Raw genomic sequence first — 16,187 nt, 5'->3', positions numbered from 1 at the left:
GCTCTGTAAATTATTTGACGTAAAAATCTTGATTTATTTTCATGTACCCAATGCCCTGATACTTTGATGGGTCGTACTCTGAAAAGTGGTCCACTACCTCAATAGTGGTGTTTTTCTTACAGAAAATAGCCACCTGATCTGGCTGAAATACATCAGATTTGGTTGGGCACAAGCTTCTGCCATCTGCCGTACTAAGCTTGAGATTTAATATTGCTTCTACGCACTCGATTTGTTGCAGATAGCTCAGTAGTTCACCGTAAGTGAACCAACAGCCAAACTTTAAGGGGGTGTCTCGGTATTTGACCCAAGGGTTAATGAAGTCTTCCAACGCCGCCAATAGCGCTCTCTTGTTGTCTTCTTCTTGTTGGCTGGTGCGAAACTTGACCACAATTCGAAAAGAGACATTTCGGTAGGTCGGATTCACGGCTTCAAATACAATAGGCCGGTCGCCTTCACAAGGCGGCTGAGTGTCAGCACTGGACATAAATGGCGTCGTTTGTGTCAACACCTGCTTAGTTATGTCTTTTAATAACTGTCTTGCTACCTTTCGTTTTAATGGATAAGGCTGATATAAGGACTGATTTTTTTCGACAATCACCGCTTTAACGGTTATTGGCTCGTCCGGGGTCAACGTTTGTGAATTGTCAAACACCGCCGGAATACACTTAACCTGCATAACATTGCCAAAACGGGTCAGAATGAAATCTTCAAAATCCTTGACTGTGACCGCTCTTCCTTTGTAGCGCACGCTACTGAATGCTCGCGTCCAGAGCTCTTCTTCTGTTTCCGGTTCTTTCCCTGGCGCTATGGTATAGAACTCAGGTAGTTGCTCTCTTTTGCCGTCTAAGAACAACTTGCTGTCTACTGGCAATTGTGTAATGTCACCACAGTCTTGCAAATCTCCTATTTCTCGACGAATTATAAACCCGTTGCTTCTCACGGCTTGTATTGTCATAAGTGCTTTATAGGCCTCGTAATCTTGGCTGTTTTCTTGGCTATTAGCTTGATCTTGGCTTTTATCTTTACAGCCGGGGATGAGCCCTTCTTCAGTAGGTACCGCGGCAATCCAATAGGTACCCGTTGGCATTAATGGGTTATTGTTTTCAATATCATCCGGCGTAATCCATCGCAACAAACCACTTTGTGTCAGCCCGTACGTCCCATCCTCGATAAGATACTTATCAAGCTCCCGCCAGCCGGTTTTTGCCAGATAGGACCAGCGAATGGCGACTTTTGGCCTGTTCGAATCCCCTGGAATACCATGAAAAAATAACCTGGACTCCTTGCTTTTAAGCAAGTTTTCCAAACCAAAATACAGGCCTAAGAGTGGGCGTAAGTGCCTTGTATCCTCGGCCTTTGGTTTTGAATCAATACGAGTTACAGCATCAGTGTCATTTTTTTCTTCCTGACCATGGGTACTGTCACCTAACTCCTTACAGCCTTTATTTAAACCTTCCTTATTTGAGCTTTCTTCATGTTCCAGTGCCCCTTTGTGATGCGCAACTGGCATATACCCCGCCGGTTCCAGGCGATATGTTCTAACGTCTGCTCCCCTGTTTCCTGGTGATTTATAAAATATATCCAGTCGATTGATCTGAGGAATATAAGGCAAGTTAACAGGCGTGGGGGCAACAAGTGTTTGAACAAACGCGGTCAGCTGATTTACCAAGGGCTCGATACTTTCACCGTGTTTTTCGACTCCAGCCAACAGAATTATAGACGTTTCAATTTCTCGCTTCATTGCTGTTAAAGACGGTTGAGCGTTCAGCGTTTTTGTAAGCTGTTCTAGATACTCAATAAGGCTAGTTAGCTCAGGATTGGGGTCAGATTCGAGTAGCTTTTTCAGTACGAGCAACTCGTTAGCTATCGAGTCAATTAGCTTCTGTACAGCTTCATCCATTAGCTTTCTGTAAGCAGCAAAGTCGACGGCATAGTTTGTCATCAACAGAGGATATTCTGCATGACCAAAACTTTGTCCTGTTAACTGAATTTCAAAATACAAATCTTGCGATAGAGGATCGGCTTCGGCTGTTTTCCAGTCGCTATTGTTCAGCGCCTCAGTCAACTCGCAAGTTTCGACTTCAAGTGTATCTGAGCTTGCGTTCTCTGACTGATTTGTTGCTTGGTTTGGTAACTGATTTGATGAAGGATTAATTGTATCAATTACCTCCGTTTGTTCGCTTTTCTTCTCGATGGAACACGTTTTAAAAAGTGCCTGGTCTTTGGCAACCCCAACGACCTTTGACTCTTTTATTGTATTAACTTGTACCTTAAAATCGGCTTGCGGCTTATCGTAAGCTTTATAATATTCAGTCAGGTCTTTCGGTTTTCCCAGCCAGTGCAGTGTTAGGTTCATTTCGCTAATGGGCTTAAGCGCCAGTTCCGGATGTGCGAAGCTAAATATGGCTTGTTCAGGTGCATCATCACCAAAAAGCACTAAACTGCCCTCTGGCGACATCACAGTATCCTGGTTACGCACAAGCTCAGGAGTCAACCCGTTTACTTCAACGGTGAGGTCTTCACACACAATGCTCCACTGTTGATTCGAAACAATTTTTATACTTGGCGCGTCTGCCGCAAACGCTTCGTAAGGCTCTGGTTGTGATATGGCTACAATAGGAGGGAATTCTGCCGACAGCTTAAACGTGAACTCGCAAGGGCAGTCCTTGTTCTGTGTTGGCGTATTCAGCTTTTCCCAACCCGCTGCCGTACTTATGAAAAAGTTAACATGCTCAACTTTTATGTCCTTTGCTTGAGTACTCCCAAACTCGTCAGAAATGTCTAATGTGAGTGTGATTGTCCGGGTACCCTGAGATAAGTTTAGTAGCTCAGAACTAAATGCCCAGGCGCGCTCAAATACTCTACCTCGCTTTGCTTCAACTGGTGCGAGAGGGTGTAGCGTATTTTGCTTACTCGCCTTAAGGTTGTGCGGGTTATACAAAGGGAGTTTATAGTCGGTGACAACAAATTGAGATTTGCTGACTACGTCTGGGTTCACCGACATAAGCTTTTTCAGGTTAATCGCGTGAAAATCAAATCCGCACTCCACTTCATATTTAAGTGGCCGGTCACGGCCTTCTACATAGGCTTTTAATTCAATGTCCTCATTTTGTTGCTCTAGCAAAGGTGCCGCACTGAGGTCCAAGAATGTGATGATCCGTTCCGCCAGTGCTGGATTTGGTTCAAACCCTAAAATATTCCTGGCAATGTAATTTTTGAAGTCAGTTGTTATGGTTTTATTTTCTTCGTTGAACTTGGACAATTTTTTCAAAAAATAGAACAATACAATACGCTGTGGCTGCTGTAGTTGTTCAATCTGCTCTTGTGACAACACATTTTGATCAATGACTGCTCTCGGATCGGCAATATACTCTGCTAGCAACAATTCGCTGATCCCTTCAGGAAGTAATTGATTCAACTGACCATCAAGACCCACACTCCATTGTTTAAACTGGTGAAGCCAGTAAAGTGTGTCGCGTGGTTCCGCCTGAAAATAACCTGGTTTCAACTCCGGCGGTATTTGGGCAGTCGTTCCACTTAGCGTTGAGCAACATGTTGTATTTGCAATATCTGACTGTTTCATGAAATCTGGAATCCATCAATTAGGTTAAAGGGAATGACCAGGTTGTATCTGGAGTTGGTATGGTTGAGCTGATAGTTGATTGCTATCTCTAAGGTAACGGACTGGCTAACACTGCGGTTGACCATTATCTGTAGTACCTGAATACGCACTTCAAACAAGGTAATCGCTGTCAGTATGGTTTGTTTAATATCAGACAACAGAGAATTGCTAATTGAACGAAACATATACTGGTTTAAGTCGCATCCAAACAAAGGATGCGCAATGCGCTCTCCAGGTATCGTCGTCAGTAAAAGTAGTAAGCTCTGTTGGATGTCCTGATTACACACCGCAATATCCAGCATCGCGCCGTACTCACTGAACCCAACCGGAAACTTCCAGCCTTTACCTATAAATTCATCCCGATTCATCCGCCGACCCTCACTGAACCCGATGCCACGATCTTCCCGACAGGTACAGCATTGGGGTCATTACACGTACAAACCGGATCCCCCATTCGCGCGGCGGGTTTACCATTGATTTTTACGCTCATACTGCCCATGAAAACGGTGCCAACATTGGTAGGCTGATTTATGAAGCGGGTTCCGATCTGCACATGTTTTGGTTGATTCTTACCCGAACTGTCCTTGGTTGCCGCAGGCTTACCCATAATTTTTACATCGTTACTCAAACCATCTGTCAATTGTCCGCTAAATGGAAAAGGTAACGGCACGACGACCGGACCTGCTGGTGTCGGCATTTCGACTAAGTGTATGTCGGCTGGTGATACAATTTTGTCACCTTGCTTTGCAGCTGGCATGCCCATGCTTTGCTCCTTAGTTTAAGTTGATAACCTGGCCTTTAATGGTGACTGAACTATCCGATTTGAGTTCTGCTTTACTAGCACACTCGATTGTCAGGCTGTTTTTGGTTGTCAGGGTCATCCCTTTGTCAATCGATAGAAGCAGCTCATTCTTGTCACCTGTCGTGAGCTTTAGCACCTTGTTTTCCGGTTCAAACACCATATTCACGTCCCCCCAAAACACCCCACTGGGCGACTTCGGGTCGAACTTAAAGGGCTTTGGGAGACTTTTTTCAGATGAATATACAGAGGTAAGAATGACACCTAGCGAAGGATTACTGTTGATAAAACCGATATAGACCTGTTCACCTTTTTTAGGGATGAAAAACCCCCCTTGTTCTTCGCTGGCACTCAGCTGGCCACAGTACGCCCAGTAAATACCCTCTCCAAAACTGTGGACATTAACCGGAATTCTGCCCAGCTTTAATGGATCGGCCTGCCATTCAAGTACTTCCGCACTTTCTATGCCGGTACGCACATTTTTGAAAGGAAAATTATATTGGTTTAATAATGGCAGGCTTGTCTGGCCAATTTGTAATTGTGTTGTCCACTGACCGGCCCTGAGGGTGTGCTGCACGCCAGTTATTGTGAAGCTATCTGAGACAATATCGGGAAACCGGCTCAACTCCAACGTTTGCCCCAGCTCAACATCAGAGTTTCCTGCTATCGTGACCGAGCCAGAGTTTTTATTCAGTACCTGTTGAAGTTCAAAATATGACAGCGCACTCAAAGCTTGTTTTTTTGTCGTCAGCTGAGGTAAAAAAAACTGCCCTTTTGCATTCTTTAGGTGCTTGGTTGCATCGTCTCCAAAGGTTTTTTCAACCTGATCGAAGGTATTTTCTGCCTGATCCCAGTATTCAATCGACACAGATGAATACAAATCCCGGCCACTGTGGCAAAGACTAAAATCCAGTACAGAACGCTCTACTCCCAGATCTATTTTGAGTTTCTGACTACTAGGCTCATTTAAGTCAACTATCTGTATTTCACCGTTTGCCGGTTTTACCAACAAACCATTTGCCAGAACCTGCTGCAATATAAAGTCCCAATCGCTCTGCTGCATTTGTACCCATTGATCATGCCGGATGGTATCCAGCTTGCCTGCCGCCTGACCAGCCAGCTTTAGCCCCTCATGTTCGGCCAGCACCTGTTTGATGATGTCAGCGTCGGTTTTATCTGAAAACAACCTGGACGCAATCGATGTACGTAGTCGTGAAGCAGGATCCTGCATAACGATGCGCATTACCGGCAACTTACTTTTAACTTCTGCGTATCGCTCCATGATGATGCCACTGAACAACAATGTATCCCGAGCGCCGCTTTCCTCGTACCTGGCATAAATGTCGATTGGCTTGCCCAATTCAAACTGGGGATCCTGAAATAGTGGGTAAACACGATCACTAAAATTGCCAGTGACGAGTGTCATTTCAGCACTGGGAATGCAGTTAAATTGCTGATTTACCTTTAAGCTGACAAGTTGTTCAGACAGCACTTTCTCTTTATTTTTATTAATGGTGATGGTGACTGTGTTTCTCATGAGGCGTTTACCTCATCAAGTGGTGGGATCAGCAAGGTTACGCCCGCTTGCAAGTTGTACAGGTTATTTAAACCGTTGGCTCTGGCTATCTGTTTACCAAACCCTGTACTGCCATAGTAACGATAAGAAATGTACGGTAGCGTATCTTTATCAGAGACATTGTGTAGATGAAACAGATCTGGTGAGCTGGGGTTTGCAACCCGTTTGTCATATTCGGTGTTGACATCTTCTAACAAGACCAGGTCGACATCAGCTCTTATTGGTATTCCTTTATCTGTGAAGGTTCGGTAATGCACATCGCATTGCTCTGCCCGCCCATAAAATATTGGCATTTTCCCCCAGATGACTTTTAAGTATGGTGGCTGGTGGATATTGCCAACATAATTCATTGTCGCGTTCATCAGCTGAGTTAATTGCTCCACCACGCCTGCATCTGACTGGCTCTGCTGTGCAAGCAGGCCCGAGCCATCTAAGATTAAAGTCGCTTTCATATAATTTGGACCTCCACTTGAGAAAGCCGACAACATACTGGCGCTGCTGAGTGGAAACTGTTTACCGTATCTATTTCGGGTGAATACACTCACCGATTGCGGGTTAACCAGGGCGGTAAATGTGCCTAAAGACTGACTTCTTGCTGCATCCTGATAGGCATCTATCTTGAGCAAATCCAAAGTGCCTGAGCTATCCATTACATTTGCCCCCTACGTTGGAGTTGAATCAATACCTGTTCCACACACTGTTCAACCAGCTCCTCGAGAACCAGCTCATCAATTTGGGGAGACTCAGCAGGCAGCCGGTGTTGCTCATTCGACTGCTCGCACTTGGCCTTTATCTGCAATTTGTCGATTTCAATTTCCATCAGATCTCCCTTAGCTGCTTGTATTCAAACGTAAGTTTTTCAATCAGGACGCCTCTGGCATCGGCACTGAAACCTTCTACCTGCCACTGAGTAATATAGGCATCTATCACCAGCCAACTTTTTAAAAAACTGCCGTCCTGGTCCAGTAAATAGATAGCCATGTCAAAACGCTCTATCTGAGTGTTTTGGTTCAATACTTTCAGAAATTTCTGTGCAACATCCCTGTCGCCAGTAACCAGAGCTCTTGAAATTGTTAAGTTGTCGAACTCCAGTCCTTTTTGTAGCTGTCCTTGGGTATCACAAGCAGTGCTGGCAGCGTCGGGTAGCCGTAACCTGACACCGAGGCCAGAAACTTCCTGGGCTCGTATACTGTTGTCTAACAGGCCCGTTAACTCAGCCAGTGTTTTTGCACCATTACCTGAGCGTGGCAACAGAGAGATGCTAAAGCGATATGCCGGGATCACACTGCTCATAGGCCACCTATGACACGCTGATTGAGGCGGCTTTCAATTCAAGGCTTTGAAAAGCAGCACTGTTGTCATCTGCTTTTAAGCTCGGACCTTCAAACTTGGTCGGAAAAGCGCCCAGCACAGACCAGGTCATGACCGAGCTGTTTTCGTTGTCCAGCAACGAAATAACAATGTCCTTTTTTGTAAAATCCGATGTGTGAATTTCACTCAGCCACTTGTACATTTCCGACTTTGCTTTAAACAGGCCGCGCTTTAAGGTGATTGATGGCGGCTTGACCTGACCGAGTAATTGATAGCTTTTTACGCCCTCTTTGGTCGCTTCTTTGTACTCAAAGTCGTCATATTCGATATTGAGCCCTGATACTTCACTACAGTTCATTTCGTCGTCTCCGACTTTGACCATGTAACGAAAGGCGCTTAATGGATAGGTATCTTTGATGGCTGCTTGGTTATCTGCCATGGTTTTTCTCCTTATAATCTCGGGTTAACAGGTTATTATTCGGCCATCATTTGTGAGAAGGTCAGGACAATAAATTCAGCCGGCCGTAAAGGCGCCACTTTGATGCTGACCTTCATGAATCCATCCAGAATATCCTGCTCACTCATGGTTTCCCCTTGGCCGATCATGACCTGATAGCTTTGCTCAGGGGTTTCTCCGGCAAAAGCACCGCGTTCAAACAAGCCAAACAGATAGGCCTCTATCATAATTTTGATTTCTACCCAGGTGTTGTGCTCATTAGGCTTAAAGACGTAGGCTTCCAGTGCCTTGCTGATATCGGTTTCCATGGCAATAAACAGACGACGTACATTGATATAGCGCCAGTCCAGGCTGTTTCCGTCGGTTGTGCGTGCGCCCCAGACCAGTGTCCCCCGGCCCGTAAAGCTGCGAATTGCATTAATTGATTTGCCTGAACTGGCATCGACATTGAGGCCTTCTTGCTGATTTCTGGTGATATCTATTAAAGGCGCAGTGACACCGACCGGACTGACGTTGGCTGGGGCTATCCACACGCCCTGAGCATTGTCTACGCGACTGTAGATCCCCGCCATAAAGGGGGATGGAGGCATATCGATGTAGTTTTGAGCAAGAAAGTTTTCGACTTTGTTGACTGTTGCATTGTCGGGGGCAGCGACACGAACCAGAGTGGCTGTTTCACCGCCTTTTACCTGCCCTGTGAATTTGCTGTTCACTGCAAATTGATAGTCTTCGGCTGCACTTTCATTGCCGGACTGGCCCAGAAAAGTGTTAACCTTATTCAGGAGTTGCTCTGCGGTTATCTTGTTAACATCAGCAGTCTCAATGGTAATAGTGAGTGTATTATTATTTGCCTCTGCCACCGAGAAAGCCTCGCCCGCGGCAATATTTGCACTCACCGTGCTGTTCTTTGGAAGCCCTCCCGAACGTTTAAGGATTAAGGGGAATGATGCATCACTCTCTGTAATCCAGGGGTCATCCTCGTTGAAAGTTCCAGGTTTCTCATTTTCTGGAGGAGTGATATCTGCCAAACAGGTTAACTGCCAGCCTTCCTGGTCTTTAATCCACTTTCTCTGGAAATCGTCAGGGGTCATCCCGTTAGTTCCGACCGTGACCACAACTTCATTTTTATCTTCACCAGTTGCTGTTACAGAACTCTCTTCTGTCGCTCCGCCCTTTACGGTCAACTTGGGCGTAGTCGTGGGGCTTTTATTATTGTATTTCGCAACCAACACAGGGATTTCATCTTCATCGTTGTTCTTATACTCACCCGAGTAGGAGTAACCATTAATACTCAATACCGACAGTAGTGTGCCATTGAACGTCGTGGTGTCTTTATCATAGGCATAGGGAGTGAGTGACTTAAGATAAGGGAAGTACCCTGCGCCATAGCGTACTGCGCCGGAGACATGCTCTCTGAACGCGATTGCATCATTTGTACTATAAATGTTTGAATCTGAGTTCTGAATTACATCCATAATCAGAAACTGTCGTTTGGACTCTTCCAAGTAATTCAACAGCGCACTGCAACGGTCATAGTACTTGGCCTCACCAAAGCGAATGAGGTCGGGGATCGCGATTAGCGTTGCAGTTTCTGCGTATTCAATAGCTTCTTTAAACAATCCCATATCAGGTATTGCCGCAATGTCATTAAAGCTGTCGTAGTTACCTAACGATACAATGTAACACTTGCCACCACCATTGGCGAAAAAGTTACTGATTGACGGGTACATATAGCTTGGTGTGTATTTAGTTGTACCTTTTTTAATTTCCGCTCTAAACTCACCGTTATCTTCTGTGACCTTCATAGTCCCCGTTTTGTCTTCGCCGCCAAAATGCTCCTGATAGGTTAAAATGCTGTCGACTAGGACTGGCATAGACACCTCGTCGCCACCGTCAGCACTCGTTACCGCCGGGATGTCATCACCGTTGGTCATCTGCGCTTTTTCGGTATATCCAAAGAAAATGGGTATCGCCGTTTCATTGGCGACTATGCTGGATCCGAATGCGTTTTTTTCTTCAACATAAACGCCCGGGGTTTTATACTGTGTCATCTGTCATGCTCCTGGATTGATTTAACTGGTTTTGCTCAAGCAGACTTGCTTGCATTGAATTACTAAATTTGTCGAAGTTGCGGCGAAGTAGTTGTTGTATAGGCTGGCTTCCATCGGGGTGATTAAGCGCACTTAGCCACTGCATATATTGCGCCTTGCAGAAGCCCTTCGGCGGGTTTGCTGAAGCTGCGCCAGGTTGAACATGGCCGCTGTCCGCTCCCTGTGCTTCATTTGAAATTTTCTCTAGCGACATGAAGAGTGTTTGAATTGCCCGCTTAGCTTCGAATGCTTCCTGTGTCTCTTCGTGCTTTGGGATCTCAAAGGTCTGATTTTTGTCCGCTCGCTTAAGCGCTTCGATCGCAATAGTGAACACACCGTTTTCTTGCTCATTGCCAAAGAGCTGTGTTCTCGCTTTTATAATTACCGGCCATTCTTTTTCGTAATCAGTCTCTGCTTTGTCTTCTGTTGCAAAACCGTTAAATTGCGCAACTGCCCAAATAATCTCGAGCATATTTTGTTTTGTTTTTGCAAGCAGCGTACTTACAGCACTGTCAGCGAGGTTTGAAGTCGGGAATGGCGCTGGTTTTTCACCTTCTTCAATCTTGGTTTTGACCAACAGCGGCACATCTTTTTTCGCAAGTGCTGAGACCCTGACCCAGTTGAGCTCATAACGGAGCAAAGGCAGGCCGCTAACATTAAAGTTATTCCAGATCTCTAGTTCCTCACGAGCGCTGAAGTGGGACAGCACCACATCTACCTGCCAGTCAGATTGTTGAGCAGACTTGTCACCCGTTTTAGTGTGAAGCAGGATGGAATTTGAATACAAATGCCGCAATATTATTTCGTAAAATTTAAGCCCCTCGCTGTAATCTTTTTGATTGAAGATCAACAGCATATTTAATGACAGGTGGAGAGGTGCCTTTTGTGGCCTTGCCTTAGCTTCTGGTGTAATTGTATAACCAAGTGGGTTTCCCCCATTGAATGCGCTCTCTTGCTGCGAGCTAAACAACACGAGGTTAACTTTATTCTTGTGTAGGACGTGTGGAGACTGACCAGGGTCGATAAACTCGATTTTGTCAGCGTCGGCCGATACCTTAGGTGTAGCAGCAGTAATACTTGTTTGTGTATTAGCTATTACTGAGTCAAGCTCTTGCTGTTGCAGTGAAATCATCCCCTGCAACAAAGCTTGATTGAGCTCATTTTTAAATGCATCTATTACCTGAGTGATCATCTCCCCTCCTTAGAACAGTGCTCCGCCGGTGTGTAAAAACACCGGCTAACTGTTGGAGCAATAGTGAGGGTTCAGATTATCGGTATACCTATTACTGCGCCTTTGCGCCTATCACCCATTTCTTTGTTACTTTCACTATTGCACCCGCGAAGACACCACAGCCTGCTTGCGAAATTGAATAGGAGATGTCTGAAAACACCTTTTGAATGCCGTAGAAAAGTTATTGGAATCCGAGTAGCCCACCGAGAAAGCGATTTCCTGTATAGAATTGTCAGTACTACAAAGTAATTCCGCCGCTCGTTGCATTCTCAGCTCACGTAGCCAATTGAATACCGTTGCGCCGTAATAGCTTTTAAACACCCGCGACAGCCGGTTGCGATTTGTTGCCATTAACTTGGTTAGGTCGTTAAGTTTGACTTCTTCTGTATAATTTGATTTGAGGTATTGTGCTGCGTTTTGTGCAAGCTTGATATCTGCACAGGAAAGGCTAGGCAGGTAAATCGCTACATCAGGGCAATGTGGCGCTTTTTTTTTTAACAGTGTGAACAACCGGTTCGTTCCCTTCATGTACAAACTTATTTGATATCACAGAATAGCTAAATGTCGGCGTGACCCTATGCAAAACTTGGTTTGGGATAACCGGCCAAAACAGGTAGTCCATCGCACCATTAGCATAAACAAACTCTATCAGGCTCAGGTCTGGCTGTATTAATGCCAATATCGGCGGTAATGTTTCGTTAGTGGACGAGCGAGTGTTAAGCGCAAGAGTTTCTCTGATTAACTTAACCAATCCAACGCCGGCCACGGTACAGTCAACCAGAATTATATGATGCTCAGCCTCAAATGATGTCCTGCTAATCATTTCGAGATAGACTTGTTCAACAGTTATTTCGTGCCCTTCTAGCAGCACAGAAAGTACAGAAAGTTTTTCAACGTCATTTGTTACAAAATTGATTTTTTTTTAGAAACCATGTTTTCACCTGTTTAATAATTGATGTTGGACCCCCCAGGTGAGCTTTGTGAATGGGTATTGAATTGAAAGTCGATGAGTTGCGATAACACTAAATTATGTCGACAAGACATGCGTAAAAAGTTTTGAGTCAATCGGCCGACCTTATTGCATCGGACTCAATTTATACGCTCATCCGATAACACACTTAGGGAGAGTGAGTTCACAGAGTATAATTGAGCGCTCGTTCCTAAAGCATTACACTTTGCTTACACCAAATATACACACAAAATTAACAATGAAACAAACTTTTAGGTACATTCCGATAATGACTGATCGCCAAGGCCGCCTCTGTGGTAAATGCCAAGACTGTCTGATGGACAATTCGTTAAGTTCATCATTAAGAAGTTCAAGCTGTTCAGTACGCAGCGTCGAAGTGTTGCTTTGATCTTTTATAGTAAAAAGTGTTGGAAATTAGGGGGAAAAGGTGTGCGTTGAATATGGAAGTGGAATAGCAGGCGCAATACGCCTGCTATTTTACAATTAGCGTTTACGTCTGCGACGCAACCATACTAACGGTAACGCAATCAGTGACAGCCAGCTTAATGAAGCAGACTGGCGCTCGTACGTCTCTGTTTCCGGCGCGACACATTCACTGATCTCTGTGCTACCCGTTTTAGTCAGAACCACTGGCACCACAACTGATTCTGATGCTTCGTTACCATCTGAGTCCTTGTCTGGGTTCCCAAACGAATCTAGCTTGGTCACCGTTTTGGTTGCAACCGCATATATCGTATTGTCATCCGTTATCCGGATTGCCTCGGATACGGTATAGGGGAACTCATCGCTTTTACAAGGTAGTAAATCATTGATGTTAGTTAGCTTTTCATCACCAATCTTATACATAAAGGCTTCACTGCGAGGGTTAGATACGTTTTTTTCCGTTTCGCCTTCACCAACCATATAACCGGCGTTGTTAATGTCCCGGACATACGTGTCGGAGCCACTGAAATAACTGGGGATCTCTACCAAGGTTTTATCATTCATATCGTAGTAAAACCCGTTCACTTCAAATAACGTGCCCTGGTTTTGTCTGCCTACGTATCCCGCAATCACATTGTTGTCATTGATGTCCAGAGCATAACCGGTCTGATAAAAGTCATCATGCTCTCGTAAAGTGAAAAACTGACCATCCTGGTAGTAGCCTGGCTCTTCATAAGCCTTTAAGCTATCGTCGATCCTGACTCTGGACCTGCCAACCGCAATACCCGCTTTGTTGATGGCATAAGCCGAGCTGTAAAACGGATTATCTTCATCGTCTTTGCGCTCCAAACCAATACCCAGATCTTTCGTCTCAATGACATTGAAGTCTTTATCCAGTGTCCATTGGTAAGCGCGCAGATCATAGACCCCTCTGCCCTGACGCCAGATACATACAGCCTCAGGCTCATCTTTATCATCACAGTTGTCCGTAATCGTCGTTTGGCTGTTTTCAGACAAGCCCACCGATGCCTGGCCAACCACCAGATAATTGCCTTCATCAGTCAGAGTAATATCAGAGGCGATGCTGTAGCCACCATATTCTGTAAATGAAGGATCCAATACTACACGCTTGCCACCGGGAGATATCACTATCCCACGAGCATGCCAGTCACGCACAAAATAGGTTTTCGCTTCACTTTCTCCCTCTGGAGTGAAAGTGATTTTTTTAAAAGGTGCAGAGCCCCAGCCAACCGCAGTGCCGTCTGCCGCGACAGCGGTCATCGCATTACTAACTGAACGTGTCAGACCCGCATAATCGGGCGACTCTATATCGAATATATCGACCTCGTTAGCACTGGTGCCTGTGAATTCGAGGCCAGCGACAGAACTGATTTTTTGGAATTCAGCGCTGGCACTTTGCGTACCAGACGATAAATAGCCCAACATAAAGTTATGTGCTTCTGAGTCTGTTGAGAGTGCGTCACCATTTTCGATATCATCCAGAGTGAAAGTAATGGTTTCTTCTCTGTCTTCTAAGATTCTTTTGTAGGTATCGTAATAATTGGTGATCGTACTGTCTTGAAAATCGATATAACTGATATCGACAGGCAGGTTGTACAGTCCCGTTACGCGGCCAATGGCGTCGCCGCTTTCATTGACATCGGTGACATAATGCATTTTGCCAATGTCGCTGGTTGGTAATTCAGTGAGTTTGTAGGTCGCGGCAATCGCCTGACCAGATAGGCCGAAAATAATGCTGGCGGCCATAAGTGAATATTTCATTTCAATCCTTACTACTGATTCTGTAATGCTTCTAATTCTTCCCAACGCTCAAACGCGGCTTCAAGCTTGGACTCAAGGTCAGCCAAATGGTTCAACGCGGTTTGGGTCGTTTCAGGATCTTGCTTAAAAAACTCCGGTGAATTCACCAGATTTTGCTGCGCTTCCAGCTCGTTTTCCAGAGCCTCTACTTTACCCGGCAATGCTTCCAGTTCAAGCTTTAATTTGTAGCTTAATTTACCGGATTTGTTTTTATTGGCAGATTTTTTGTTATCGCTCGCTTGTTGTTTCTCTTTGTCGAGCTTTTCTAACGCTTTTTGCTGCGCCTGCTGCTGTGTTCGGTACGCTTCAAAATCACTAAAGCCACCGACGATCTCAGTCACTTTACCATTGCCTTCAAATGCCCAAACACTGTTACAGGTATTATCGATAAACTCCCTGTCGTGGCTGACTATCAGGATAGTCCCCTGATACTGGTTAATGATCTCTTCCAGTAGCTCAAGCGTTTCAATGTCCAGGTCATTAGTCGGCTCGTCCAGCACCAGCACGTTCGAAGGTTTCAGGAACAGTTTAGCCAGCAACAGACGATTCTTCTCTCCCCCCGATAATGCCTTGACCGGGGTACGGGCGCGTGCAGGAGGAAATAAAAAGTCTTGCAGATAACCCAGTACATGACGGCTACGACCACCCATTTGTACTTCTTGTTTACCTTCAGCGACATTGTCCTGAACCGTTTTTTCTTCATCCAGTTTTTCCCGATACTGGTCAAAATAGGCCACTTCAAGGTTAACGCCTTGCTTCACCTTACCTTTATCCGGAGAAATATCACCAAATAGAATTTTCAGTAACGTCGTTTTACCGACGCCGTTAGGACCGATTAAACCAACACGATCACCACGCATAACCAAAGTCGAGAATTCATCGACAATGCGCTTATCTTTGAAGGCATGGCCAATATGCTGAGCCTCAAAGACCAGTTTCCCCGAACGCTCCGCTGATTCAATGTTAAAGTCAGTCTTGCCGACTTGCTCAACACGCTGCTTACGCTCAACCCGCAGTGCTTTAAGAGCTCTAACTCGCCCCTCGTTGCGTGTACGTCGTGCTTTTATTCCTTGACGGATCCAAGCCTCTTCCTCTGCGAGCTTCTTATCAAACAAGGCATTTTGCGCCTCTTCAACTTTCAGATCATGGGCTTTTTGATCCAGATACTTGGCATAATCGCCAGGATAAGAAATAAGCTTACCACGATCTAAGTCGAGTATTCGGGTTGCCACACCACGAATAAATGCCCGGTCGTGCGAGATAAAAACAATACCGCCTTTAAATTCTTTTAAGAACTGCTCCAGCCATTCAACGCTGCTCATGTCCAGGTGGTTGGTCGGTTCATCAAGCAAAAGCAGATCCGGGTCACTCACCAAAGCCTTAGCCAGAGCCACTTTACGTAGCCAACCACCAGATAACTTTTCGAGTTTCATATTGGCGGTTAATTGCAACTGCGTCAGTACCAGCTTGATACGACTTTCAAAACGCCAGGCATCCTGGGCTTCAATGTCTGCGGACAAGCGTTCCAGACGACTCAACAGGCTGCTCGAGTGATCGGTCTGCAACGCTTCGCTGACGTTATGATAATCAATCAGCAGCTGGGCAATATCTGGCAGGCCACCCGCTACATAATCAAATACACTGCCCTGGGCCCCTTTTGGCGGATCCTGTTCAAGCCGAGACACTTTTAGCCCGGAGACCTGGTTAATTTCACCATCGTCCAATTGGACTTGCCCGTCAAGGACTTTGAGCAGGGTTGACTTACCGGCACCGTTGCGCCCGACGATACAGACCCGCTCACCCGCTTCAATAACTGCATCAGCCTGATCTAACAGGGGATGAGTACCAAAAGCCAGTTGGGCCCGTGCAATTCTGATTAAATCCATC

General features: G+C 45.5%; 13 protein-coding genes. All 13 read right to left on the bottom strand.

Annotated features, from left to right (window positions below; genetic code table 11):
• Positions 1 to 10 precede the first annotated feature (10 nt).
• Positions 11 to 3,583, bottom strand: a complete 3,573-nt coding sequence (locus tag PRUB_RS11415) for a baseplate J/gp47 family protein (RefSeq protein WP_010386073.1) — start codon at positions 3,581 to 3,583, stop codon at positions 11 to 13.
• A complete protein-coding gene (locus PRUB_RS11410) occupies positions 3,580 to 3,990 on the bottom strand; it encodes a GPW/gp25 family protein (protein WP_010386072.1) in 411 nt (136 codons plus the stop codon). Before PRUB_RS11410 ends, PRUB_RS11415 begins: the two co-directional genes overlap by 4 nt.
• Positions 3,987 to 4,385 carry a PAAR domain-containing protein gene (locus tag PRUB_RS11405; protein ID WP_010386071.1) on the bottom strand — a complete coding sequence of 133 codons (399 nt, stop codon included), beginning with the start codon at positions 4,383 to 4,385 and terminating at the stop codon, positions 3,987 to 3,989. Before PRUB_RS11405 ends, PRUB_RS11410 begins: the two co-directional genes overlap by 4 nt.
• A 10-nt stretch (positions 4,386 to 4,395) precedes the next feature.
• Positions 4,396 to 5,958, bottom strand: coding sequence for a phage baseplate assembly protein V (locus PRUB_RS11400; protein ID WP_010386070.1), 1,563 nt, complete (start codon positions 5,956 to 5,958; stop codon positions 4,396 to 4,398).
• Positions 5,955 to 6,647: a CIS tube protein gene (locus PRUB_RS11395; protein ID WP_010386069.1), complete on the bottom strand. Its 693-nt coding sequence runs from the start codon at positions 6,645 to 6,647 to the stop codon at positions 5,955 to 5,957. The genes PRUB_RS11400 and PRUB_RS11395 overlap by 4 nt, the downstream gene beginning before the upstream one ends.
• A complete protein-coding gene (locus tag PRUB_RS11390; protein WP_155946317.1) occupies positions 6,647 to 6,817 on the bottom strand; it encodes a hypothetical protein in 171 nt (56 codons plus the stop codon). The genes PRUB_RS11395 and PRUB_RS11390 overlap by 1 nt, the downstream gene beginning before the upstream one ends.
• A complete protein-coding gene (locus tag PRUB_RS11385; protein ID WP_010386067.1) occupies positions 6,817 to 7,290 on the bottom strand; it encodes a phage tail protein in 474 nt (157 codons plus the stop codon). Before PRUB_RS11385 ends, PRUB_RS11390 begins: the two co-directional genes overlap by 1 nt.
• A 7-nt stretch (positions 7,291 to 7,297) precedes the next feature.
• Complete coding sequence (locus PRUB_RS11380) at positions 7,298 to 7,747, bottom strand: phage tail protein (protein ID WP_010386066.1); 450 nt, start codon at positions 7,745 to 7,747, stop codon at positions 7,298 to 7,300.
• 35 nt (positions 7,748 to 7,782) lie between these two features.
• Complete coding sequence (locus PRUB_RS11375) at positions 7,783 to 9,816, bottom strand: phage tail sheath family protein (RefSeq protein ID WP_010386065.1); 2,034 nt, start codon at positions 9,814 to 9,816, stop codon at positions 7,783 to 7,785.
• Positions 9,803 to 11,047, bottom strand: coding sequence for a Pvc16 family protein (locus PRUB_RS11370; protein WP_010386064.1), 1,245 nt, complete (start codon positions 11,045 to 11,047; stop codon positions 9,803 to 9,805). The genes PRUB_RS11375 and PRUB_RS11370 overlap by 14 nt, the downstream gene beginning before the upstream one ends.
• Before the next feature lie 135 nt (positions 11,048 to 11,182).
• Positions 11,183 to 11,437 (bottom strand): helix-turn-helix domain-containing protein, encoded by a 255-nt coding sequence (locus tag PRUB_RS26745; RefSeq protein WP_422624401.1) that lies wholly within the window; start codon positions 11,435 to 11,437, stop codon positions 11,183 to 11,185.
• Between the two features lie 1,102 nt (positions 11,438 to 12,539).
• Positions 12,540 to 14,261, bottom strand: a complete 1,722-nt coding sequence (locus PRUB_RS11360; protein ID WP_010386062.1) for a DUF3466 family protein — start codon at positions 14,259 to 14,261, stop codon at positions 12,540 to 12,542.
• A gap of 11 nt (positions 14,262 to 14,272) precedes the next feature.
• Entirely contained in the window at positions 14,273 to 16,186 is a 1,914-nt protein-coding gene (gene uup / locus PRUB_RS11355; protein ID WP_010386061.1) for an ATP-binding cassette ATPase Uup, read from the bottom strand.
• Between the last annotated feature and the right edge of the window lies 1 nt (position 16,187).

This window comes from Pseudoalteromonas rubra (assembly GCF_000238295.3).
Classification (GTDB): Bacteria; Pseudomonadota; Gammaproteobacteria; order Enterobacterales; family Alteromonadaceae; genus Pseudoalteromonas; species Pseudoalteromonas rubra.
Note: the sequence above shows the minus strand (reverse complement) of the source record. Positions and strands in the feature narration are given on the sequence as shown.

Bases quoted from the DNA above. Each gene is read 5' to 3' on its own strand.
- PRUB_RS11415 (WP_010386073.1), bottom strand. From the start codon at position 3,583: ATGAAACAGTCAGATATTGCAAATACAACATGTTGCTCAACGCTAAGT.
- PRUB_RS11410 (WP_010386072.1), bottom strand. From the start codon at position 3,990: ATGAATCGGGATGAATTTATAGGTAAAGGCTGGAAGTTTCCGGTTGGG.
- PRUB_RS11405 (WP_010386071.1), bottom strand. From the start codon at position 4,385: ATGGGCATGCCAGCTGCAAAGCAAGGTGACAAAATTGTATCACCAGCC.
- PRUB_RS11400 (WP_010386070.1), bottom strand. From the start codon at position 5,958: ATGAGAAACACAGTCACCATCACCATTAATAAAAATAAAGAGAAAGTG.
- PRUB_RS11395 (WP_010386069.1), bottom strand. From the start codon at position 6,647: ATGGATAGCTCAGGCACTTTGGATTTGCTCAAGATAGATGCCTATCAG.
- PRUB_RS11390 (WP_155946317.1), bottom strand. From the start codon at position 6,817: ATGGAAATTGAAATCGACAAATTGCAGATAAAGGCCAAGTGCGAGCAG.
- PRUB_RS11385 (WP_010386067.1), bottom strand. From the start codon at position 7,290: ATGAGCAGTGTGATCCCGGCATATCGCTTTAGCATCTCTCTGTTGCCA.
- PRUB_RS11380 (WP_010386066.1), bottom strand. From the start codon at position 7,747: ATGGCAGATAACCAAGCAGCCATCAAAGATACCTATCCATTAAGCGCC.
- PRUB_RS11375 (WP_010386065.1), bottom strand. From the start codon at position 9,816: ATGACACAGTATAAAACCCCGGGCGTTTATGTTGAAGAAAAAAACGCA.
- PRUB_RS11370 (WP_010386064.1), bottom strand. From the start codon at position 11,047: ATGATCACTCAGGTAATAGATGCATTTAAAAATGAGCTCAATCAAGCT.
- PRUB_RS26745 (WP_422624401.1), bottom strand. From the start codon at position 11,437: ATGGCAACAAATCGCAACCGGCTGTCGCGGGTGTTTAAAAGCTATTAC.
- PRUB_RS11360 (WP_010386062.1), bottom strand. From the start codon at position 14,261: ATGAAATATTCACTTATGGCCGCCAGCATTATTTTCGGCCTATCTGGT.
- uup (WP_010386061.1), bottom strand. From the start codon at position 16,186: ATGGATTTAATCAGAATTGCACGGGCCCAACTGGCTTTTGGTACTCAT.